Source organism: Longitalea luteola (genome assembly GCF_017356035.1).
Classification (GTDB): domain Bacteria; phylum Bacteroidota; class Bacteroidia; order Chitinophagales; family Chitinophagaceae; genus Niastella; species Niastella luteola.
Genome location: NZ_JAFIQX010000008.1, coordinates 66,055 through 89,527, shown reverse-complemented (window position 1 = coordinate 89,527; position 23,473 = coordinate 66,055). Strand labels below are relative to the sequence as shown.

At 47.2% G+C, this 23,473-nt stretch carries 16 protein-coding genes; 11 read left to right on the top strand and 5 right to left on the bottom strand.

Features of this window, described 5'->3' with window-relative positions; all coding sequences use genetic code 11:
- Positions 1-3: 3 nt before the first annotated feature.
- The 3 genes from JUB15_RS19000 (at position 4) to JUB15_RS18990 (ending at position 2,425) form a co-directional block, all read left to right on the top strand.
- On the top strand, positions 4-777 hold the full coding sequence (locus tag JUB15_RS19000) for a thiazole synthase (protein WP_207514121.1): 774 nt from the start codon (positions 4-6) through the stop codon (positions 775-777).
- A complete protein-coding gene (gene thiH, locus JUB15_RS18995) occupies positions 770-1,906 on the top strand; it encodes a 2-iminoacetate synthase ThiH (protein ID WP_207514119.1) in 1,137 nt (378 codons plus the stop codon). The genes JUB15_RS19000 and thiH overlap by 8 nt, the downstream gene beginning before the upstream one ends.
- Positions 1,907-2,071: 165 nt before the next feature.
- The gene (locus JUB15_RS18990) at positions 2,072-2,425 is read left to right on the top strand and encodes an HPF/RaiA family ribosome-associated protein (RefSeq protein WP_207514118.1); all 354 of its coding nucleotides are present in this window, start codon (positions 2,072-2,074) and stop codon (positions 2,423-2,425) included.
- A 104-nt stretch (positions 2,426-2,529) separates the two neighbouring features.
- Here the strand turns inward: JUB15_RS18990 and JUB15_RS18985 are convergent, their stop codons facing one another.
- Positions 2,530-3,159 (bottom strand): phosphoribosyltransferase, encoded by a 630-nt coding sequence (locus tag JUB15_RS18985; RefSeq protein ID WP_207514116.1) that lies wholly within the window; start codon positions 3,157-3,159, stop codon positions 2,530-2,532.
- Between the two features lie 237 nt (positions 3,160-3,396).
- On the opposite strand from JUB15_RS18985, the gene JUB15_RS18980 reads away from it, so the two are divergent.
- The 3 genes from JUB15_RS18980 (at position 3,397) to JUB15_RS18970 (ending at position 5,924) form a co-directional block, all read left to right on the top strand.
- A complete protein-coding gene (locus JUB15_RS18980) occupies positions 3,397-3,591 on the top strand; it encodes a hypothetical protein (protein ID WP_207514114.1) in 195 nt (64 codons plus the stop codon).
- Between the two features lie 455 nt (positions 3,592-4,046).
- Positions 4,047-4,796, top strand: a complete 750-nt coding sequence (locus tag JUB15_RS18975) for a hypothetical protein (RefSeq protein WP_207514112.1) — start codon at positions 4,047-4,049, stop codon at positions 4,794-4,796.
- A 45-nt stretch (positions 4,797-4,841) separates the two neighbouring features.
- Positions 4,842-5,924 carry an exo-alpha-sialidase gene (locus JUB15_RS18970; protein ID WP_207514110.1) on the top strand — a complete coding sequence of 361 codons (1,083 nt, stop codon included), beginning with the start codon at positions 4,842-4,844 and terminating at the stop codon, positions 5,922-5,924.
- Here the strand turns inward: JUB15_RS18970 and JUB15_RS18965 are convergent, their stop codons facing one another.
- On the bottom strand, positions 5,925-8,504 hold the full coding sequence (locus JUB15_RS18965; RefSeq protein ID WP_207514108.1) for a calcium-translocating P-type ATPase, PMCA-type: 2,580 nt from the start codon (positions 8,502-8,504) through the stop codon (positions 5,925-5,927).
- 160 nt (positions 8,505-8,664) lie between these two features.
- Here JUB15_RS18965 and JUB15_RS18960 point away from each other — a divergent pair, with 160 nt between their 5' ends.
- The 5 genes from JUB15_RS18960 to JUB15_RS18940 all read left to right on the top strand — a co-directional run bounded on the left by JUB15_RS18960 (position 8,665) and on the right by JUB15_RS18940 (position 19,654).
- Positions 8,665-10,677 (top strand): glutaminase family protein, encoded by a 2,013-nt coding sequence (locus JUB15_RS18960; protein ID WP_207514106.1) that lies wholly within the window; start codon positions 8,665-8,667, stop codon positions 10,675-10,677.
- 80 nt (positions 10,678-10,757) lie between these two features.
- The gene (locus JUB15_RS18955) at positions 10,758-11,600 is read left to right on the top strand and encodes a metallophosphoesterase family protein (protein ID WP_207514104.1); all 843 of its coding nucleotides are present in this window, start codon (positions 10,758-10,760) and stop codon (positions 11,598-11,600) included.
- 406 nt (positions 11,601-12,006) lie between these two features.
- On the top strand, positions 12,007-17,922 hold the full coding sequence (locus JUB15_RS18950; protein ID WP_207514102.1) for an MBG domain-containing protein: 5,916 nt from the start codon (positions 12,007-12,009) through the stop codon (positions 17,920-17,922).
- A 26-nt stretch (positions 17,923-17,948) separates the two neighbouring features.
- The gene (locus JUB15_RS18945; RefSeq protein WP_207514101.1) at positions 17,949-18,986 is read left to right on the top strand and encodes a PorP/SprF family type IX secretion system membrane protein; all 1,038 of its coding nucleotides are present in this window, start codon (positions 17,949-17,951) and stop codon (positions 18,984-18,986) included.
- Positions 18,987-19,060: 74 nt separating this feature from the next.
- Positions 19,061-19,654, top strand: coding sequence for a protoglobin domain-containing protein (locus JUB15_RS18940; protein WP_207514100.1), 594 nt, complete (start codon positions 19,061-19,063; stop codon positions 19,652-19,654).
- 187 nt (positions 19,655-19,841) lie between these two features.
- Here JUB15_RS18940 and JUB15_RS18935 read toward each other — a convergent pair whose 3' ends face one another.
- The 3 genes from JUB15_RS18935 to JUB15_RS18925 all read right to left on the bottom strand — a co-directional run bounded on the left by JUB15_RS18935 (position 19,842) and on the right by JUB15_RS18925 (position 23,430).
- Complete coding sequence (locus JUB15_RS18935; RefSeq protein WP_207514099.1) at positions 19,842-21,959, bottom strand: xanthine dehydrogenase family protein molybdopterin-binding subunit; 2,118 nt, start codon at positions 21,957-21,959, stop codon at positions 19,842-19,844.
- Positions 21,960-22,100: 141 nt separating this feature from the next.
- Positions 22,101-22,568 carry a (2Fe-2S)-binding protein gene (locus JUB15_RS18930; protein WP_207514098.1) on the bottom strand — a complete coding sequence of 156 codons (468 nt, stop codon included), beginning with the start codon at positions 22,566-22,568 and terminating at the stop codon, positions 22,101-22,103.
- 397 nt (positions 22,569-22,965) lie between these two features.
- Positions 22,966-23,430: an SRPBCC family protein gene (locus JUB15_RS18925; protein WP_207514097.1), complete on the bottom strand. Its 465-nt coding sequence runs from the start codon at positions 23,428-23,430 to the stop codon at positions 22,966-22,968.
- Positions 23,431-23,473 lie beyond the last annotated feature (43 nt).

Genomic DNA, 23,473 nt, shown 5'->3' with positions numbered 1-23,473 from the left:
TGTATGCTTACAATAGCAAATAAAACATTCAATTCAAGATTATTCACGGGAACGGGTAAGTTCAGTTCTGCAGCGCTGATGGAAGATGCCTTGCTGGCATCCGGTTCAGAGCTCGTAACTGTGGCATTGAAGCGGGTAGATATGAATGATCCACAGGATGATATCCTGCGGCATCTGCAACATCCGCACATCAGTTTACTGCCCAATACATCGGGCGTGCGTACCGCCAAAGAAGCGGTATTTGCGGCGCAGCTGGCGCGGGAAGCATTGCAAACGAACTGGCTGAAACTGGAAATACATCCCGATCCAAAATACCTGATGCCCGATCCGGTAGAAACGCTAAAAGCGACGGAAGAACTGGTAAAGCTGGGCTTCGTGGTGCTGCCTTATATTCATGCCGATCCGGTATTATGCAAACGCCTGGAGGAAGCAGGCGCAGCAGCCGTTATGCCGCTTGGCTCACCGATCGGCAGTAATAAAGGATTAAAGACAATTGATTTCCTGGAAATAATTATCGAACAAAGCAAAGTGCCGGTAGTAGTGGATGCAGGCATTGGTTCTCCATCCGATGCGGCCAAAGCGCTGGAAATAGGCGCCGATGCGGTGCTCGTGAATACTGCCATTGCGGTGGCAGGTGAACCGGTGCAAATGGCAACAGCTTTTAAAATGGCAGTGGAAGCCGGCAGAATAGCTTATGAAGCCCGGCTGGCCAAACCGTTGCACACGGCAATAGCAAGTAGTCCATTAACGGCATTTTTAGACGAACATTATGGATAGTTTTATCAACATCTTCAATCAATACAACTGGAACGAGGTAAAAGAGCGCATTTACAGCAAGACGGCTGCTGATGTGGAAGCGGCTTTAACAAAGCCGGGCAGATCGCTGGATGATTTTATGGCCCTGATCTCACCCGCCGCCGCTGCTTACCTGGAACCCATGGCGAAACTCAGCCAGCAGCTCACCCAGCAACGATTCGGGAAAACGATACAGATGTATGTGCCGATGTATCTTTCCAACGAATGCAATAACATTTGTACGTACTGTGGCTTCAGCCTCGATAACAAAGTACGGCGCAGAACACTCACTGCTACCGAGATCTTGCAGGAAGCAGCTGCCATCAAATCGATGGGTTATGAGCATGTATTGCTGGTAACGGGCGAAGCCAATCATACGGTGCATGTGCCCTATTTCAAAAATGCGATCCGATTGTTACGCGATCAATTTGCGCATATTTCCATGGAAGTGCAGCCGCTCGATGAAGCCGATTACCGCGAGCTGATCGCAGAAGGTTTACATACCGTGTTGGTGTACCAGGAGACCTATCACCGGGAAGATTATAAAAAGCACCATCCGAAAGGAAAGAAATCAAATTTTCAATACCGCATTGAAACGCCTGACCGGTTGGGAAGGGCAGGGGTGCACAAGATCGGTTTGGGGGTACTGATAGGTTTGGAAGACTGGCGCACCGATTCCTTCTTTACAGCCCTGCATTTGCAATACCTGGAACGTACTTACTGGCAAACGAAATACAGCATTTCTTTTCCACGCCTGCGGCCTTTCTCGGGTGGACTGGAACCAAAAGTTGAAATGGTAGACCGGGAGCTCGTGCAACTGATCTGCGCCTGGCGCATATTTAACCAGGAGGTGGAATTGTCGTTATCGACGCGTGAGCTGCCGCGCTTCCGCGATCACGTGATCAAATTGGGTATTACCTCTATCAGTGCAGGATCAAAGACCAATCCGGGTGGGTATGCCGTTGAACCGGAATCACTCGAGCAATTTGAAATAGCCGATGAACGGAGTCCGGCGGAAATGGCGCAGGTTATTTCATCCATTGGCTATGAGCCGGTATGGAAAGACTGGGATATAACGTTATCAACGCAAAATACGGAACTCAAAACGTAGGTCACGAATTAAAAGTAATGTTGCCGGTTTAGTCTTCCCGCTTGTTTATCACTAAGTTACAAGTATGCTATTCGGTGCTTTGAGTAAAGGCAAACTTGTTAAAGCCACTATGAGTGCGCATTTAATTGCATTTATAGTCGTAACTTAGGATATACAATATTTTATATGGCATTCCGATTTGAGTCAATGATAATTGAGATTCATGCCCCGCATTCGGAAGTTAATGAATCCATATTAAAACCCATTAAGGAGAAAGTGCTGTCATTTTCACACCAGATCAGGGATATTGTAAAAGCCGAAATTATTCTGCGAGACGACACTACTGCTACACCACAGGAGAGTAAGATTTGTGAGATCAGGCTTACGTTGTATGGCGATTCCCTGTTTGTGCACCGCCGCTCCCATAGCTTTAACGAAAGCGCCTGTATGGCCGTGCATGAACTGGAAAAAGCAGTACAGGAACAGGCCCGACTGAATCATGGACTCCCGGATCAGATAACCAGCACCGTTAAAGTTTAATAAGTTCAAAGTTTAAAGTTCTAAGTTTTAAGTTTAAAAGAAATTGAATTGCATTTACAGATTGCATTTACAACTGTAAACTGTGAACTGTAAACTGTGAACTATTAAGTCGGGGGATTCAGCATTTCGATAACTTCTTCATCAGTTACCTGCGTAAAATTTTCATAGAACTCACCTACAGAGCGGAATTGGGAAGGGATCCATACACAAACGAATTCGTCACATACTTCGCTTAGTTTTTGTGCTGCCTGTTGTGCCGCTACCGGCACCGCAATGACGATCTTTTTAGGAGCCGAATTTCTGATCATTTCAACAGTGCTTAACAGCGTATGTCCCGTAGCAACACCGTCATCGATGATGATGACGATCTTGTCTTTCACCGGTGTTGCTTTTTTGTCGCCCATGAATTTGGCATACATGGCTTTTAATTGCTCGCGGATATTTTCGGTTTCCTCTTTAATGTATTCATCCGAGGCAAAGGCATTGGGCGCAATGACCTGTCCGGTTAAACTTACCGCGCCAATGGCAAACTCTTTGTGCAGTGGGTGGCCGATCTTTTTAGAAAGAATGATCTCGAGCGGAAGATTAAGTATCCTCGCTACGGGCAGGGCTACGGGTACGCCGCCCCGGGGGACGGCCAGCGTTACACCATCAACATTTTTATAATGATGTAAATGACGCGACAATGCGAGTCCTGCATCCATCCGGTCCTGGAACATTTGCTGTGCATACATGCAGTATTCATGGAACAATTATGCCACGAAAGCTATACCTGCCCTAAATGCTTATGAAACGCTACATACTGAAAGCGAATCCGGGATAAATAAGCAACCAGGCGTTCTGCGTTCAGCACTAAACGTTCTGCGTTAAGCCCGCCTTCGCTAAAGCTACGGACGGGCAAGCGTTTTGCGTTCTGCGTTAAGCGTTCAGCGTGGAATGGCTTTTGCATTTTCAGGCATAAAACAAATACTATGGCCAAAAAGAAGAACCCGGAAAACCCGGAAGTGCCCAAGCCAGAAGACCCGGATATCTCACCTGAAATAATTCCCGACAGGCCAACACCTCCTTTTCAGGAACCGGAAATAGTACCTGAAGATGATCCCGGTGGTACTTCGCCTGCTGAAATTCCGGTTGAAGAACCATCTGAACAGCCGGGGAAACAGTAATACGCCAAACGCTGAAGGCTTAAGGCTGAACGCCCGCTCGCGAAACGGCAACTCGCCTTCGAAAAGCAGAGCCTTCAGCCCTCAGCCTTGCGCCTTCCGCCTTCAGTCTTCAGCCTTCAGCCTTTAGCCTTCAGCCTTGCGCCTTCCGCCTTCAGTCTTCAGCCTTCAGCCTTCAGCCCTCAGCCTTGCGCCTTCAGCACTCAGCCTTCCGCCTTCAGCCTTGCGCCTTCAGCCTTCAGCCTTGCGCCTTCATAAAATTGTCGCGATAATCCCGTCATTTTACAATACCAGCATGGATATTAGCGTTTTATAGTGCGTCTTGATGTACCTGTTCATAAGAAATGGCTTATGGTATTGATACTGTAGCCGGTTTCACATAATAATTAGTATAGATATGGCATACAAAAAGGTATGACCATTTTTAATTTTTGTAGCCTGATCATAAAAAATATCCAATGAAAACCCTTTGCATCCGTTGTATCCTATGGGTCTTTTCTGTACTGTTTTTCCAGTTTGCCGCACAGGCACAGGTGGCTCCCGCAACCCAACAGACGACCGTTTCTCCGGTAATAACCATTGACAAGGAAAAGCAAAAGAAGCCAAAGGTTAAAAAGAAGTGGAAGTTTGCTGTTGATATCGATGCCGGCTTTGCCAATCCGGGCAACGCAGATGTAAGCGATGTTTTCAAAGGCGGTCTCAATGCATCTGCAGGCGTAAAAACGGCTTTCCTGAAAAATAAACTTTGGGTTCGTCCATTAGCCGGATTGAAATATTATTTCAAAGATGCCAACCTGGGCGAAACGCAGCGCGAAGCATTCCGCACCTGGAAAGCCGGGGTTGAATTTCAATACAACGCATTCACCAAAGGTAAATTCTCCTTTTTCCCCCTGTTAAAAGTTGATCAGAACTGGTCGGTTAATCAATTCACTAAAATAACTGATGAGAAGACCACAACGCCTGCCTTCACCACAACAGATAAAGTGCTTACCGGTTCGGGTTTTTCATTCGATGCCGGCATTATGGTCGTTCGTTCAGGCGATCTGTATGTGAAGCTCGATTATGAATACTATAAACCGGAAATGACAGTGAATCCCGACCTCGTACGGGAAATGCTGGCAGCAGGCATTATCATTCAGGAGAAAAAAGTATACAACTGCAGCTCCATTAACCTGAGCGTTGGCGTTAACCTGAACTTCAAGAAATAACCTAATACACGATCACATCTGGTAAAAGACCATAAACATTTTCAGATGAAAAAACTATACTTCCTTTTTTTGATAGGTGCAGCAGCCTGGGGTTGTGGCGATAAGGACAGATTTATGATAACCAGTATTCCTACGGAACCTGTCATAAACGCAAATATCAAAGTATTAATTAAAGATAACAGCCTGTTGCATGTACGGCTCGACAGCAATGCCGGCATCCGGGGTATTACCACGAATAACTATTTCCAGACAACTGATCAGTTCAAAAATTTTACCTATAACGCGTATTCGCTGCCAAATACGAAAATTACGCCGTTCAGTTACAACGGAAATACAATAACCGTGGCTTCAGGTACTGACCTTGCCCCAGTGGTGCATTTTTCAAAAGATCATGGTACCACCTGGTCATCGGTTGCCCCGGTTGCATTCAGTCCGGCCATCAATACCACCGGTTTTTATGCTACCGAACTGGTGTATGCAAGTTATATCAACAGTAATTACGTGATGCTGGCCTATCAGCAAAAAGCGGAAACAACTGCCGATAGCCGGAAATTTTACAAGTTGGATCTTACTTCGCAGGAAGCGATAAGAATAAGCTATTTTGATGATGCATTTCAACCCGTGAACATCCAGTTCGCCGATGACAGTACCGGTTATATGTTGTTATATAAGAACAGTTCTTACAGCACGTTTATCTCCAAAACCCGCGATACCGGCCGCACCTGGAGCGAACCTAAAGCGATAGACAACAGAGTGATCACCGGTTTGCAATTAGGCAACAAGGGTAATATCTGTGCAATAGAGGAGTTTGGTAATGTATATATATCACCCGATAGCGGTAAAACCTGGAAGAAGCCTGCTGCCGACCTGAAGCTCACCTTCGCCCACATGGTAAACCAGCATATTGTTTATGGTTTAACGAAGGAAAGTTTGATGAAAAGCACCGATACGGGCGTAACCTGGAATACGGTGTCAAACGAAGGGTATGAATACCTCAATATGAAAAAGCTGCATTTCCAGGATGATCAGAACGGGTTAATGTATGGCGACCAGAAATTATACCTCACCGCCGATGGTGGTATGACCTGGAAGACCCTGTTGTATCCGTATTCTTATGTAGTTGAATAATTACAGTAAGCCCATTCGTTTTTTAATGAATTTTTCCAGTTCCACCGCATGAAAAGTTATGGTGGAAATAAGGAGACAGATGCCCAGTTCTCCCCAGGTGAGCGGTTTTGTATTAAATATTTCGTTACAGAACGGCACATAGATCAATGCCAGCTGCAGTATAAATGTAAGCGCGATGGCGCCTATCAACGGCCGGTTAGAGAATACGCCTATCCGGAAGATATACTCATATTCGCTGCGCGATACCAGGGCATGTCCCATCTGGCTAAAACACAGCACCGTGAACACCATTGTTTGCCAGTGCGCATCTTCATTGTTAATATAAATAGCCTGTGTGCCCAGGCCAACGCCAGCCATTAATATTCCCACCCAGATAGAGGTAAATCCCACGCCCTGTTCAAAGATACTTTCACCAGGATCACGTGGCGGGCGCTTCATCACACCGGCATCCGCTTTTTCGCCGGCAAGGGCGAGGCCGGGTAAACTATCTGTTACCAGGTTGATCCATAAAATATGAATAGGTAATAAGGGAATCGGCATACCAACGATCGGCGCAATAAAAATGGTGAGGATCTCGGCGAAATTACAGGCCAGTACATACCGGATGAACCGCCTGATGTTATCATATATTCTTCGGCCTTCCTTTACGGCTTTTACAATGGTGGCGAAATTATCATCGAGCAGGATCATATCAGCCGCTTCTTTCGATACATCGGTACCGGTAATACCCATGGCCACGCCAATATTGGCGCGCTTCAATGCGGGGGCATCGTTCACCCCATCACCGGTCATGGCCACAAACTGATCCTTTTTCTGCAGGGTTTTTACGATCCGCAGCTTTTGCTGGGGCGAAACGCGGGCGTACACTTTTATCTGGGTGATCTCGTTGTCAAGGTCTTCATCAGAAATTTTTTCCAGTTCTACCCCGGTGACCGTTTTATCGTTTTTGTGCTGCAGAATGCCCATATCACGCGCAATGGCAGCTGCTGTTATGGGGTGGTCGCCGGTGATCATTACCGGTACAATGCCCGCCGTTTTACATTCTTCAATGGCTTTGCGCGCTTCCGGCCGTGGCGGATCGATCATGCCCGCCAGTCCGCAAAAATGCTGGTCGCTTTCCAATGCCTCGTAATCGCCTTCTTTCGGCAATTCTTTTATCAGTTTACACGAATAGGCAATGACCCGCTGACCTGCTTCCGCCAGTTTATCGCTCTTTGCGTTGATCTGCTCCTGGTTGGCAGCGCGGGATATTTTTAATACAGATTCCAGCGCCCCTTTTGTGATCACCAGGTATTCATTGTTCACCGCATGTACGGTGGTCATCAGCTTACGGTCTGAATCGAATGGCAATTCCTGTTTGCGGGGAAATGCCTGTTCCCATTTATTGTCGTAGCCTTCCTGCTGAATGGCATACTCTACCAGGGCAACTTCGGTAGGATCGCCTTTTCGTTTGTTGTTATCGGTATGGTCTTCTTTGGCGTCGTGGTTCATGGTCATGGCCAGCAGCAGGGTCTGTTCTTTTTGAATGCCGGGGATGGAGATATCTAATCCTTCATACTGCCAGACCTCCTGCACCGTCATCTGGTTTTGGGTAAGGGTACCGGTTTTATCGGTACAGATATACGTTACAGACCCAAGGGTTTCAACAGCCGGCAGTTTACGAATGAGTGCATTTTTTCTTACAAGTTTTTTAGCGCCAAGGGCCAGCGCAATGGTAATCACTGCGGGTAATGCTTCGGGGATGGCTGCTACGGCGAGGGAGATCGTAGTAAGCAGCATGTTCACCGGTTTTTCGCCACGCAGAATGCCAATGAAATATAAGATGAGGCAGATGCCCAGTACAATAAATGATAATTTTTTACTGAAGTCGGCGAGCCGTTGTTGCAGTGGGGTAGTGGCTTCTTTTTCCTGCAGCATACCGGCAATTTTACCGATCTCGGTTTGCATACCGGTAGCCACCACTACACCGGTCCCGTTACCGGCAGTGACCAGGGTACTTTTATAAGCCATATTAATGCGATCGCCCAGCGGCACATCTGCCTGTGTAATGGCGTCGGGCGATTTGTCTACTGCCTGCGATTCACCGGTGAGAGATGCCTCTTCAATTTTTAAGGAATGGCTTTCACGAATGCGGACGTCAGCGCCCACCATATCACCGGCTTCCAGTAAGACCACATCGCCGGGCACTACTTCCGTTGCCGGAATTTGTTCTACCCGTCTATTCCTTCTCACGCGTACATGGGCGGCTGACATTTTCTTCAGGGCCTCGATCGCTTTTTCGGCGCGGTATTCCTGCACGAAACCAACGATCGCGTTAATGATAATTATGATCAATATTACGATCATGTCTTTCAGGTCGCCCACGATGGCAGAAATGATGGCGGCTACCATCAGAATGAGGATCATCACATCCTTGAACTGCATCAGGAATAACAGCCATACCGGTTTTTTCTTTTTTTCCTGCAGCTGGTTAGGGCCATACTGTTCCAATCGTCTTGCTGCTTCATCGCTTGATAAGCCATCGGCCTGGCTTTGCAGTTCCTTTAAAACGTCGTCTATTGAAGAAGTATGCCAGTTCATTTTTAAAGCATTATTTTTTTACAGTCAATGAGGTTTGCAAGTTGCTAAACGCCTTAAATTCGTCCTAATGCCATAACACATCCTTACTATATGCAATATTCCGGCCTGATCGGGGTCAGTTTGCTATGGATGTCATCATTATAATCAGTATTTATTGCATATGAAAAATACCATTTTACTGCCTCTTTTCCTGCTTTTTTCTCTTGTAATTTCAGCCCAGTTAAAAAAAGCGCCTGCATATCCCTTAATTACCCACGACCCTTATTTCAGTATCTGGTCTTTTACCGATGACCTTACTGCGGGTGCCTCCCGGCACTGGACCGGGGCTGAACAATCCATCACCGGCTGGGTGCAGGTTGATGGAGCCTCCTACCGTTTTATGGGACCTGCTGATAAAGAAAAGAAAACATCAGGTGCAAATAACCTGGCCGTTGCAAATCAGCAGGAGGTAACTGTTACTGCCACCCGCACCATCTACCGCTTTACTTGTGGTCCGGTAAACCTTCAACTGCAATTTACTTCTCCCTTATTATTAAATAATTGGACGGTATTGACCCGGCCTGTTTCCTATATAACAGCGATCCTTACATCGAACGATGGTAAAACACATGAGGTGCGGGTAACACTGAACATATCCACCAACGTATGCATCAATAAACCTGAACAGGAAGTGGCCGTACAGAAATACGTTGCCAGCGCCGGTGGGCAGGTGTTGAACGTATTAAAAGCCGGTTCCGTAGAACAACCGGTTTTGAAAAAGAAAGGCGATGATCTGCGGATCGATTGGGGGTATTTATATGTGGCTGCCCCCAAAGACGCAGTGCAACAGATAGCCGGTAATGTGAATGATGTACCCGTTGCTGTGCAGGGGCCCGATTCCCTCACCGGTAAAAGCCTTGCATTGCGAACAGATCTTCCGTTCACGAAAGTAAATGCAACACCCCAGGAGAAATTCATCATGCTCGGCTACGACGACCTGTATTCCATTCAATATTTTAACCAGAACCTGCCGCCGGTATGGAAAGCGGAAGGACGCACTATTGAAAAGGAACTGGCACAGGCTGCAGGCGATTATAAAAAAGTGGTAAAGCAATGTATCGACTTTGACCAGCAATTATATAATGATACGAAAAAAGCAGGGGGCGAAAAATATGCGCAGCTCTGTGTGGCCGCCTACCGCCAGTGTATTGCCGCGCATAAGATCGTTAAAGACCCTCAGGGTGAGTTGTTATTCCTTTCGAAAGAAAATTATAGTAATGGTTCTGTCAATACCGTAGATGTCACCTATCCTTCAGCGCCGTTGTTCCTGCTGTATAACCCTGCCTTGCTGAAAGGTATGCTGAATGGTATTTTTTATTATACCGAAAGCGGCCGCTTTACCAAACCGTTTGCGGCGCATGACCTGGGAACGTATCCACTGGCGAACGGACAAACCTATGGCGAAGATATGCCGGTGGAAGAATCAGGCAATATGATCATTCTGACGGCTGCCATTGCCAAAGCGGAGGGCAACGCTGATTACGCCAAGAAGCACTGGAAAGCGCTTAGCACCTGGGCGCAGTATTTGAGCCGCGAAGGCTTTGATCCTGCCAACCAGTTGTGCACCGATGATTTTGCAGGACACCTGGCGCGGAACGCCAATTTATCGGTAAAAGCCATTGTGGGGATCGGCTGTTATGCAATGCTGGCCGATAAACTGCAGGAAAAAGATACTGCCGCCAGATACCGGGCCATGGCCAGGGACATGGTTAAAAAATGGATGGAACTGGCCAATGATGGCGATCATTATGCCCTGACCTTTTCCGACAAGAATACCTGGAGCCAGAAATACAACCTGGCCTGGGATAAGATCCTGGGGCTGCAGCTGTTCCCGCCTGAAGTGTATGAAAAAGAGATCAGGTATTATCTTACAAGACAAAATACCTATGGGTTGCCGCTCGACAGCCGGAAGACCTATACCAAATCTGACTGGATCCTCTGGACGGCCACCCTGGCTAATAAACCGGCCGATTTTGCTGCACTGATAAACCCGGTTTATACGTATCTTACAGCAACACCAACGAGGGTACCCCTGAGCGACTGGCATGAAACCACCGATGGAAAGCAAGTGGGATTTCAGGCAAGAAGTGTGGTGGGCGGATATTTTATGAAGATGCTGGAGGGGAAGTGGTGAATGGTCAATGGTCAATGGTGAATGGTGAATTCGAACATAAACTACGATTGATTATCTAAAATCTCAAACAGTGCAATTCTATGGATCGCCGTTCTTTCCTTAAAAACTCAACGCCTGTATTGCTCTTGCTCACCAATGGCAGGTTATTGTATCGTTCTGCGCTATCACTGGCAGACGCAGGGAATAAGGTAAAGTTTCGGTTTGCGGTGGCGAGTGACGGACATTTTGGCCAACCCAAAACCAGCTGGGAAAATGATTATGCCAATATCATTCAGCACATCAACAGACAACATACAAAAAGCAGACTGAAAGCCTGCATCATCAACGGCGATATCATTCATAATGATCCGGCTATGTTGCCATTGGCCAAACAACAGCTCGACCAATTGAAAATGCCTTATTACGTTACGCAGGGCAATCATGATATGGTGAGTGCAGACGTGTGGCAGAAAACCTGGAACATGCCGGTGAATCATTCTTTTGAGGTAGATAAACAGGTGTTCCTGCTCGCCACCACGGCTAATGAAAAGGGAGAGTATATTTGTCCGGACCTCGACTGGATGCGTACGCAGCTGGAAAAATATAAGAAGGCGCCGAATGTATTTGTAGCCATTCACATAACCCCGGTAAAATGGACAGACAATGCCAATCCGTGTCCGGAGTTTATCAACCTGTTGAAAGATTATAAAAATGTGCGGGCTGTCTTCAACGGCCATGACCATGACCAGGATGATATGAAAGAAACAGAAGGTATTCCTTTCCTGTTCGACTCGCATATCGGCGGCAGTTGGGGAACAACGTATAAAGGTTTTAGAATGGTTGAAGTGTTGAGCGATAATACTATTGCTACTTATATTTTAAATCCTGGTACTAAACTGAATGAACTGCAACTGCCTGCGCCGCAAACCGCGGTAGCTTTTTAATAAACAGCAACAAAAGCGCCATTATTCTCATTCTTTCACATACAAATTCCTGCTGTTCACATACAATCTCTTGTATAAACAATGACCCGGTTGTACTTTAGCGCTGTTTAATGAGTGCAGCTCATGAAAGCTGTAACTCTATTTTTTACCCCTAAACGCCCTATATGCATCATTTTTTACAATTGAAACATCCTTTCAGCGCATTTATACCGCCAGGCAGATAAAAATATATACGCCCCTTGCACACGATTCCACCAATAAAGTGAGTGTTTAATGCAAACCCGGATACGCCTGTAATCATGCTATAGCTTTATTGATGCAATAACATTGGTGATGCAGGTTTGAAGCTTTATTCAAACCCGGGATATTTTTTTGTTTCACTTACAACCCAACCCCCTTGAATATCATGAACCCAAAACTGCGCTTGTTCATCCTTCAATTACTGAAAAACACCCATCTTGTCTTTCGTGCGCCTGTTTATATCAGGTATGCGTTGCTGGTAATGGTGACACATCTGTACCAGCCTGCTGCAGCACAGTACCAGGAAACAATACCTGGCGCAACTATAAGATCCTGGGAAGGAAAAATGCTTGAACCGGATTATACTGGTTTTCCTTCGTTGCAAACAATCGATAGGGAGCTGTGGGAGAAAGTAAATCCCGGCAAATCGTATGCTATCGGGGCAGCACGTTTCAAGACCGTTGGAAAAGACAGTGTGACATTTGTAGAAGTGATAAACAAACGCAACGCTTATGAAAGTTATTATGTAAACCCGGCTGAACCATCTGTGTTCAACCTGGTAAAAGGATTATATCCTATCAATTTCCAACGAAATGGCGAGTGGATACCTATCGATGCGCAATTAAAGCCGGTGGGCAATAATATATATGAAGCCACCGACCAGTGGAATCCCGTGGGCATTCACGTTAAAGATCATAAAACATATCTTCAAATCAACAGTGCCAGGGTACAGTTCAACGACTGGACCCTGTACGGCGTTAATGGGAATGATAAAACAAAACTGGCTGAGGCCAACTGGAGCAATTACACGATCGGCGCCGATGGCATTCGCATCCTGAATATTTTCCCCGGCATCGATGCTGAAATGCGCGTCAGCAGGGGTGGTGTGAAAACCAGCTTTATCATTCACGAATTCAAATTTGCTCAATACCAGGAATTGTATTTTGAAGACTCCTTTAAAGGGCTGCACGGTAAAGGACTGTATTTCGAAGACCACGAAAATGACAGGAACAGGGCAGAAGCAGTATATGCAGATGTGGCGGGCGAAACGGCTGCAATAAAAATCGCGCCTGCATTCGGTTATGCTAAAAAGAATCCGTCGTTTGTTACCAATTTTTCTTACCAGATCTCAGGCAACAAACTGGGTTTGGCTGTGCCTGCCGATTATATTATCAATAATCTGGCTACCGGTGATGTGATCATAGATCCCCTGGTTCAAAGTTCTAATTCAATGAACCAGTCATTGGTTGGTACCATGTTCAATGCCAGTTGCGGTTACGCCAGTTCCTGCGATTACACAATATCGGTTACCCCACCGCCGGCAGCCACTATTACGAATGTAAGAGCAAATGTATCTGTGGTAGCCGCTGCACCCTGTGGCCGGGAAAATTTCGCTTTCCATATTTACAGCGGCACCTGCCACGTTCCAAGTCCAGGAGTGCTATATGTGATCCCGGCGAGCGCCACCGGCCCGGGTATGTTTGGTGGTTGGTTAAACCTACCCACTGTTTTACCCTGTATGCCGGCGCCATCCTGTTTGCCTACACCAGTTAATTTCGTTTTTCAATTATACAGAGGCTGTGTTGGACCTGCTGGCTGTGACAATACCTGTATTGGGATGTTTAACCCGCTGGCGATCGAGATCGAGGGCCGTACTGCAGAACTGGCAACGATTACCGCATCTGCATTTACTTCATGTGCCGGACAGAATATTACTTTCTCTTCTTCTACCGCCAATGGCGTTGCACCTTTCGGTGCCATAAACTGGAGTTTAAATGCTGCTGGTACGCCTTCTCTGGGTACAGGCAATAGCATAACTACCGGCGCTGCCCTGGCGCCTGGCTACCATAGAATATATGCAAATGCGACAGACGCCTGCGGAACAGCGGTGCGAACAAGCTTCCCATTCACGGTTAACCCATTACCAGTAGCTACATTGGGTTCAACCGGTACAACCATATGCAACGGCGCTACAACAAATATAGTTCCCTCATCCTCTGTTGTGGGAACAACGTACAGTTGGACGGTGGTGCAAACGGGCGTTACCGGCGCTTCGGCCGGTACGGGTACTTCCATTGCTCAAACGCTCACCAACGCCGGTACCACGCCTGGTACGGCTGTTTATACCATCACACCCACAGCCAACGGTTGCACCGGAAGCGCTTTAACCTATACCGTAACAGTGAATCCGGTAAACAATGTGTTGTATGTAGATGCACTGAACGGCAATGATGCCAATTGCGGCGATGCCTGGCCCAACGCTTTAAAGACGCTGTCACTCGCCTTGCAAATAGCCCGGCAAAGTAATAATGTAGAAAGCATTCTGGTGGCTAAAGGAACGTATTATCCTACCGGTGCACAGAACGGCACTAACAGAGACAGCAGCTTTTTGATATCGCGGGGTAAATTGAAATTATTTGGCGGTTATCCCAATGGGGGTGGTACACGCGATATTACAGCCAATCCTTCTATCCTGAGCGGCGACATCGGCGCATTGAACGACACACTTGATAACAGCTACCACGTAATGGTGATCGTAGACATTCCTGCAGCGGCCGATAGTCTGGTCATTGATGGTTTTACACTGACCAAAGGAAATGCTGACGGCACTGTGGATGTTCTTTACGGTGCGCAACCGTGTTATCGCGGACATGGCGCCGGGATGTATATAAGGCAGAATGCAAATGGTCAAAAGACAGCTTTACGCAACCTTACCTTTTCACATGGCACGGCTAAAATACTTGCCGGCGGATTGGAGCTTGTATTTGCTTCACCCTTCATCCAGAACTGTATCTTCAGGAATAACCGGACCTATCAATTAGGTGGCGCGATGGCCAACGACCACGCGGCCAGTCCCTATGTTACCGGTTGCACTTTTATTGATAATACCGCAAATGTCGCGGGCGGCGTGCTGTTTACCCAGGAAAACGTTTCCGCGCCGCAATTCATCAATTGCCAATTCAGCGGAAATAAGGCTGGGTACGGTGGCGTTATGTATAACAGGACTGCCGCCCGTTTAACCTTTACAAAATGTAGTTTTTCTGCCAACAGCGCTTCAGCCGGGGGTGGCGTTGTCTTAAATGATCATGGTTCGATCTTATCAGTTAATTACAGTGTTTTTGAAAACAATGTTGCTGTAAATGCGCCCGGCGGTGCCTTGATGAACGGGGGAAGCGGTGGAACCATTAACCTGGACAATGCCGTACTGGTTAACAACAGGACGAGCGGTTCGGGCGGTGATGGGGGAGGTGCAATTGCTATTTATGCCGGCACAGTCAATTGTAACAATGTTACTCTCTACGGTAATTTAACGCAAAGCAATTCCACGCAGATCAGCCATGGCATCCGCGTTATGGCTGGCGCCACCTTGAATTTCAATAACAGTATTGCCTGGGGTAATACCATGAGGCAGATCCAGGGTACTTACAACAGTACTTATTCGCTGGTTAAAGGAAGCGCCGCGGCATTGCCTAACCTCGATCTGGATCCGCAGTTCGTAAATGCAGCAAATCCGGCAGGCGCGGATGGCGTCTGGTTTACGGCAGATGATGGTCTGCAATTAACACCCTGCAGTCCGGCCGTCAATATGGGTAATAATGCGTTAGTGCCAGGCGCTATTACCACCGATATGGCCGGTAATGCCCGTATTTTCAATACAACAGTAGACATGGGCGCCTATGAACTGCAAACGCCTCCTACGCCCATCAGTTTCACCAATATTGTAAAAACGTATGGTGATCCTGACGCAGCAGTGCCCAATTTGGTCAACTGCCCGGGGCTGCCGGTAACAATTACCATAGCCGATAATACGATCGCTTCCATGGTGGGTAATAACCTGCATGTAATTAAAGCAGGAACAACAACGATCACTGCACATACCATTAATGGAACGCCCGATGTTATGGTAACCCTTACCGTAAATCCAAAACCGGTAACGATTGGTTTTACAACAACACCGGTTACGAAAGTGTATGATGGCAATAACAATGCTGTCATCAGCGCCGCCAACCTGCAGTTTGCCGTGGGCGATGTGGTGGGAGCCGATGATGTGGCGATCAGTGTAAGCAGTACGGCTGCGTCGTATGATACACGAGATGTGGGCACTGGTAAAACGGTTGCCATTCCCCTGGCAAACATCAGTTTAACAGGAACTACGGCTACTAATTATACGATTACCAATACGACCAACATCAGCGGGCCTGTAGGAGAGATTACGCCACTTGTTGTTACAATAACTGCATTTCCACAAACCAAGGTGTACGGAAGTGCCGATCCTGCCTTTAATTACGCTGTTACTCCATCACCGCCGGATGTTTTTACAGGCGCCATAGGCAGAGTTCCCGGTGAAGATGTGGGCACATATGCCATCACGCTTGGAACGCTTGCACTGAATAGCAACTATGCCATAACTTTTGTAAGCAGTAATTTATCCATTACACGTAAAAGCATCACCGTAAACACCGATGCTAAAACCAAAGTATATGGCGATGCAGATCCGGCACTGACATATACCTATACGCCGGGGCTGGTTGGAACAGATGTTTTTACCGGTAGCCTCGTGCGTACGGCAGGAGAAGATGTGGGCGCCTATACCATTGACCAGGGCACGCTGGCATTGAACAGCAATTATACGATCACGTATAATAGCAATAATTTAACCATTACGCCAAAAGCGATCACGGTGACCGCTGATGGCCAGTCAAAAATATATGGCGATGCAGATCCGGCATTGACCTATAGCTATTCACCGGCATTGGTTGGAACAGACCTGTTTACCGGTTCTATTGTACGCACTCCGGGGGAGGATGCAGGTGTATATTCGATTGATCAGGGTACGCTGGCATTGAGCAGCAATTACACGATCACGTATAATAGCAATAATTTAACCATTACGCCAAAAGCGATCACGGTGTCCGCCGAGGCCAAAACAAAGACCTATGGCGATGCAGACCCGGCATTGACTTATACCTATTCACCGGCCCTGGTGGGAACCGATGGTTTCACCGGTTCGCTGGAACGCACGGCAGGAGAACATGTGGGCGTATATACCATTAACCAGGGTACGTTGGTTTTGAGCAGTAATTATAATCTTGTTTATACAGGCAACAGCCTTACCATTACACACAAAACGATCCATGTAACAGCGGAAGCCAAAACAAAGACCTATGGCGATGCAGATCCGGCTTTGACCTATACCTATTCACCGGCCCTTGTGGGAACAGATGTATTCACCGGTGCATTGGGCAGAACGCCCGGAGAAAATGCAGGCAGTTATGCTATCAATCAACATTCGCTGGCATTAAACAGCAATTACCAATTGGTGTATATGCATGATAACCTGGTTATCAACAAGGCGATTTTAACAGTAACCGCAGGCGACAGAACGGTATGTTTAAACGGTGTCATTAACCCCGTACCGGTAAGCTACGCAGGATTTAAAAACGGCGACGATGCATCGTCCCTTACTACAGTGCCTGTTGTAACCTTACCGCGTTATAACCGGGCCGGCAATTATAACCTGGTGCCGGGTGGCGGGGCTGCTGCTAACTACAGTTTTCATTATGTAAATGGACAGCTAAACGTATTGCCCATTCCGGAAGGCGCTATAACGCAAACCCATTTAGGTCCTGCCAGCATATCAACGCCGGGTATCGCCAATGGCGTTGAATTGACCGCTCCCGCAGGCGCCGGTTATACCTATGCCTGGAATACCGGTGAAACTACGGCTTCAATAACGGTAAAGTCAACGGGTACTTATGACGTACTGGTTACCAACCTGCAGGGATGTGCCGTTCGCCTGGCAGGCAGGGTTGTGCAGCAGACGCTTGTCATTCCCAATATCTTCTCACCCAATGGCGACGGTATTCATGACAGGTGGGTTATTGAAAATCTCCAGAACTATCCGGGCAACGTGGTTCAGCTGTATAACCGGTACGGTCAGGCGGTATTTAAATGGACCAATTTCACTTCCTGGGATGGTAAGGTCAATGGCAAGGATATGCCGGTAGGAACTTACTATTACATAATTGATCCGAAGAACGGTCAAAAACCAGTAACCGGCTATATAGACATCATCAGATAAAACATTCAAACCAAATAACCCTTACCATGAAAAAGATATTGTTGCTGCTGGCGGTTATGTATGGCTGCTATATTGCATCTGCCCAACAAAGGGCGCATTATACGCAGTATATTCTCAACAATTATATTCTCAATCCAGCCCTCACCGGCATCGAGAATTATACCGATATAAAGATCAGTGCAAGGGATCAGTGGACCGGCATGAGCGGTGCCCCACGTACCGCCTATGTGACTGTACACACCCCTTTAGGAAAAAACGATACAAGAACAACGGCCACTTCGTTTGAGATCCCCGGCGAGAACCCCAGGGGCAGTTCTTATTGGGAATCGTACAATGCTGCTGAACCTCATCATGGCGTGGGCATGAGCATCATTAACGACAGAACCGGCAATTTTAACCGGTTTACGGCCACGGTAAGTTATGCATACCATTTGGGAATAACGGCCCGGACGAGCCTGGCCGCGGGTTTTGCGGGCGGCATAACCTCCGTTGGACTGAATACAAATGGGAAAGCCTTTTTTGGGTCCGACCCCGCCGACCCAGCCGTTGGCGGTGCTGTTGCCCGCGAATTGCGAAAAATAAAACCCGATTTTTCTGCCGGACTGTGGCTGTACTCGGCTGATTATTTTGTTGGGTTATCGGCCCAGCAGCTCGTTCCTCAAAAGCTGGCTTTTGTAGATGATGCCACCTTCAAAACAACCGGAAAGCTGGTGCCCCATCTGTTCCTGTCTGCCGGGTACCGGTTCCTGCTGAATGAAGATATCAATGCCCTGCCTTCGGTGATGGTGAAATATGTAAGCGGCGCTTTTAAGCATGATTATCAGGCTGAAATAAATGTAAAGCTGCAGTACCGTGACCTGTTATGGGCAGGTGGAAGCTACCGGCAGTTCGATGGTTATGCTGCTATGCTTGGACTCAATGTGGCCAACACGGTAAATGTTGGGTATGCCTATGATTTTACTAAAACCGATCTGCGAACGTACAGTAAGGGTACCCATGAATTAATGATCGGATTTATAATAGGTAACCGGTACGGCGACACCTGTCCACGCAACGTATGGTAGGCAGTGTGTAATTTTCTCCATACTGCTGGTACGGTTTTTTTAGAATTGTTTAAAACGAATAAAAACAATTAGTTATGGAAACAGTAGTGGACAATGTAGCCGGGTACGACTATGGTGCGAAAGAATTGGCCACGTCACCGGTTTCTATGAAAGAGCTGGAACAGTTGAAGCAAACCATCACCCTGGATTCGGATGATATGAAATACCTGCGTATGGCAGGCGATGTGCTGGAAACCCAGACGGAAGCGATCGTTACGTTGTGGCGTGGCGTTATAAGCTCTACACCGCACCTGTCGTATTATTTTAAGGATGCACAAGGCAATATCGACGAACAATATAAAGAAAAAGTAAAGGAGCGCTTTAAGCAATGGATCCTGGATGTATGTTATAAACCATACGATCAGGATTGGCTCAACTACCAGCATGAGATCGGATTGCGTCATATGGAGGCCAAAAAGAATAAAACAGATAATGCCAATACTCCACCGCATATACCTATGCGATATGTGCTTGCGTTTACCGCAGTCGTTAATGATACCATGAAACCATTTCTGGCCAAAAAAGGACATAGCCTCGGCGTTATTGAAAAAATGCATAAAGCCTGGTGCAAAGCGGTATTGCTGCACGTTGTCTTGTGGACCAGGGCGTATTGTGATAGCGGATGGTAAGACTAAATTAGCTAATGTGATAATTAGCTAATGTGATAATGGAAAAGAACAGCCTCTGGCTTCGATCGTTGCTGACCTGAAGCCCGAGGCCGTTTTATTATGAGGGTGCCCGTTGGCCGTTGGTGATTTGCCTTATGTCTTAAGCGTTGGGCATTCAGCGTTAGCGTTCTGCATTTAACGTTCAGCGTTAAGCTTTTCCAAAAGGAATTTTTCGTATTCTCTTGCCCGTTGCTGCGAAGATGGCATTACATACCACGGCTGCAATCGGCGGCAGGGCAGGTTCACCCAGCCCGGTTGGCGCTTCATTGGTTTCTACGAATTGCACTTCCACATCGAGCGGCGCATCCTGCATCCGCATCATTTTATAGGTGTTGAAGTTTTTTTGTTGAACGGCCCCTTTATCGAAGGTGATCTCGGTAAACCAGGCATGGCCCAATCCATCCACAATAGCGCCCTGCACCTGGTTCTCGGCGCCGCTCAGGTTTACCACCTGTCCGCAGTTCACCGCGCAATACACTTTATGTACTTTGGGTTTGCCATTTTGCATTGAGATCTCGGCCACTTCAGCCACATAGGTGTTGAAGGAGTAATAAGCGGCAAAGCCTTTATAACGGCCTGGTGTGTTCTTACCCCAGTTGCTCATTTTGGCCACCAGGTCAATCACACTTTTAAATTTATCGATATTATAGTTGACTTTGCCAACCGGATTGTTTTTTGCCTTGTCGAGCAGTTCAAGCCGGAATGCAACCGGATCTTTTTTTAGTTCATGGGCTATTTCATCGAGGAAGCTCTGTTCTGCAAATGCAATGGCATTATGTGTTGGGGCGCGCCAGGGCCCTGTTTGAATATTGGAGGTGAGTCCCTGGCTGTCGGTGCGGTAATTGGCTATGGCGCCGGCCGGGAAATTATCAGCAGCGGCGGCACGGCCCGCATTCAGCGCGGCTGCGATCAGATACCAGCCATCGAGTTCGTTGTCGTTATTGATAGCAGCCCGGTAGCGATACATGCCGTTCGGCCGGTAAAAATCGCCCTGCATATCGTCTTCGCGTGTCCATAACATTTGTATCGGCGCCCTGGCGACGGAAGAGATCAATGCCGCTTCCACTGCATTGTCGCTGCGCAGTTTTCTGCCAAATCCGCCACCCTGGCGGGGCAATCCCAATGTAACATTAGCTTCGACAATGCCCAATGCTTTGGCTACATCGGCAATGGCCCGGCCGGGTACCTGGGTGGGGCCGTACAGGTCGGCTTTACCATCGCGTACATCGGCAAAAAAATTGATCGGCTCCATCGGGGCATGGCTCAGCACGGGCACTTCGTAAATACTTTCAATTACTTTTTTGGCGTTCATGAGCGCTTTTTCCGCATCACCGTCGTTACGGTCGGGTTTGTCGCTTTTTTGCTGGATCAGGTTCCTGAAGGCGGCTATGTGATCTGTTGTACTTTCCAGTTTGCCGGTATCTTCCCATTCCACTTTCAGGGCATCGCGTCCCTTTTTTGCTGCCCAGGTATTAGTGGCGAGCACGGCTACTACATGGTCAGTACGCACCACATTTTTAACGCCGGGAATCTTACGGGTTTCGGTATCGTCGTATGACTTCAGTTTCTTGCCAAAAGCAGGCGGCCGCGATACCATGCAATAGAGCATGCCTTCTCGGCGGGTATCGATGCCAAACAAAGGTTTACCGGTAAGGATGCCTTTATTATCGACATTCTTTATGCGCTTTCCGATGATCTTGAAATCTTTCGGGTCTTTGAGTTTCACATTGTCCGGAACGGGCATGGTGGCCGACTTGCCGGCCAGTTCGCCATAACTGAGCTTTTTGCCGCTGCCCTTGTGCAGCACATAACCATTTTCGGTAGTGCATTCATCTGCCGGCACATTCCAGGTTGCTGCAGCTGCGGCGATCAACATGTGGCGGGCTACAGCGCCGGCTTTCCGGATAGGTTCATAGCGGCTACGAATGGCGCCGCTGCCGCCGGCTGACTGGTTACCATACTTTTCTTTATCAAAATCGGCCTGGTTGATCACCACTTTGTTCCAATCCACATCCAGCTCTTCGGCCAGCAACATAGGCAATGCTGTTTTAACACCCTGACCGATCTCGGGATTGGGCGCCATCAGCGTAATAATGCCCTTAGGGTCGATAGACAGATAAGCATTGGGTGCAAAGAGCGGGGAATCGGCCATAGTTTCGGCTGTGGCATTGGCCAGCAGCTCAAAACCCAATAACATGCCGCCACCGGCGAGGGACGTGATCTTTAAAAAATTTCTTCGGGATATATTGGTGGTACTTTGTTTCATTGGAAGTTAGTTGACAAGTTAACGAGTTGATTGAGTTGATAAAGTTGATACGGTTGATAAAGGGCAGAAATTGATGAGTTATGAAATATGTCGGGCACTCGAATATTGGGCCTTTATCAACATTTCAACATTATTAACTTTTCAACTGCCCTGTTTAGATGACTGCGAGGCAAGATGCACCGCCTTACGAATTCTCACATACGTGCCACAGCGGCAGATATTGCTCATGGCTGCATTGATATCTTCATCGGTGGGATTGGGCTTTCTTTTTAACAGGGCAACCGCCGCCATAACCTGGCCACTCTGGCAATAGCCGCACTGGGGTACGTCCATTTCATCCCAGGCTTTTTGCACCGGGTGATCCCCGTTCTCGCTCAATCCTTCGATGGTAGTGATCTTGTTGGTGCCTACCGCTGAAACGGGATAACTGCAGGCGCGGATGGCATTGTCATTCATCAGCACCGTACAGGCGCCGCACTGGGCAATACCGCAGCCGTACTTGGTGCCTACCAGGTTCAGTTCATCGCGCAAAACCCAAAGCAGGGGCGTATCAGGCAGCACATCAACAGTGTGTTTTTTATTGTTGACGGTAATTGTATAGGAAGCCATGATAGTGGTTTTGATAAAATTAATGAAATCAGGCCTATATGACGTCAGAATATGAAGGACGGTTGTGCGCTTAACGAAAAAATGACAGGAAGGCTTAATAGTAGGGTAATTAAGGTTAGTTGTTGGGGCATAAAAAAAGTGAACCACTTTCTTTGTGGCTCACCTCTATAAAAGTTCAAAGTTCAAAGTTTTAAGTTCAAAGTTTTAAGTTCAAAGTTTAAGTTCAAAGTTTTAAGTTCAAAGTTTTAAGTTCAAAGTTTTAAGGTTCACAGTTTTAAGTACAAAGTTCAAAGTTTTAAGTTCACTTATTCGGGAGACCGGCTTTATTCAAACTTTCCAAACGCTAAAACGCGGGTCCCGGGAACTATAAACTATGAACTTTAAATGTGACCTGTATTTATTGTTCAGCCAGTTCTTTTACCTTTTGCAAGGCTTTCGGAAATGTTTGAGAGAACATGTCTTTATGTTGTTCATCGATATCGAGTTCTACCTGCAATTCGGTTTTTCCCTGAACATCTTTCAGAATATAGTTTTCATGTGCGCCAGCCCATTTCTTTACTTCTTCGCTCTCTGTATCTTCAATACCGTCCTTAACAATGCCCAGGTGCAGAAAGCTCATGTATTCATTAGGAATGGCATCTTCAATTTTGGAAACCATACCCATTCCGCTACCGTCGAGGAACAGCACTTTGTTGCCTTTTTGCCAGTCGGTAGAAGTGCTTCCGCCATTGGTCTGTACCACTGCGTGCGAGCCTTCTGAAAAAGGAGCTGTCCATGCCCGGTAGGAATCATCACTCCATAATACTTTCCATACTTTTTCACGGGGTGCGTCGATGGCGATCTTGAATTCCTGCTTTTCCATTGTTAATGCTTTTTTAATGAAAGAATTGGGTTTGTTCAACAGT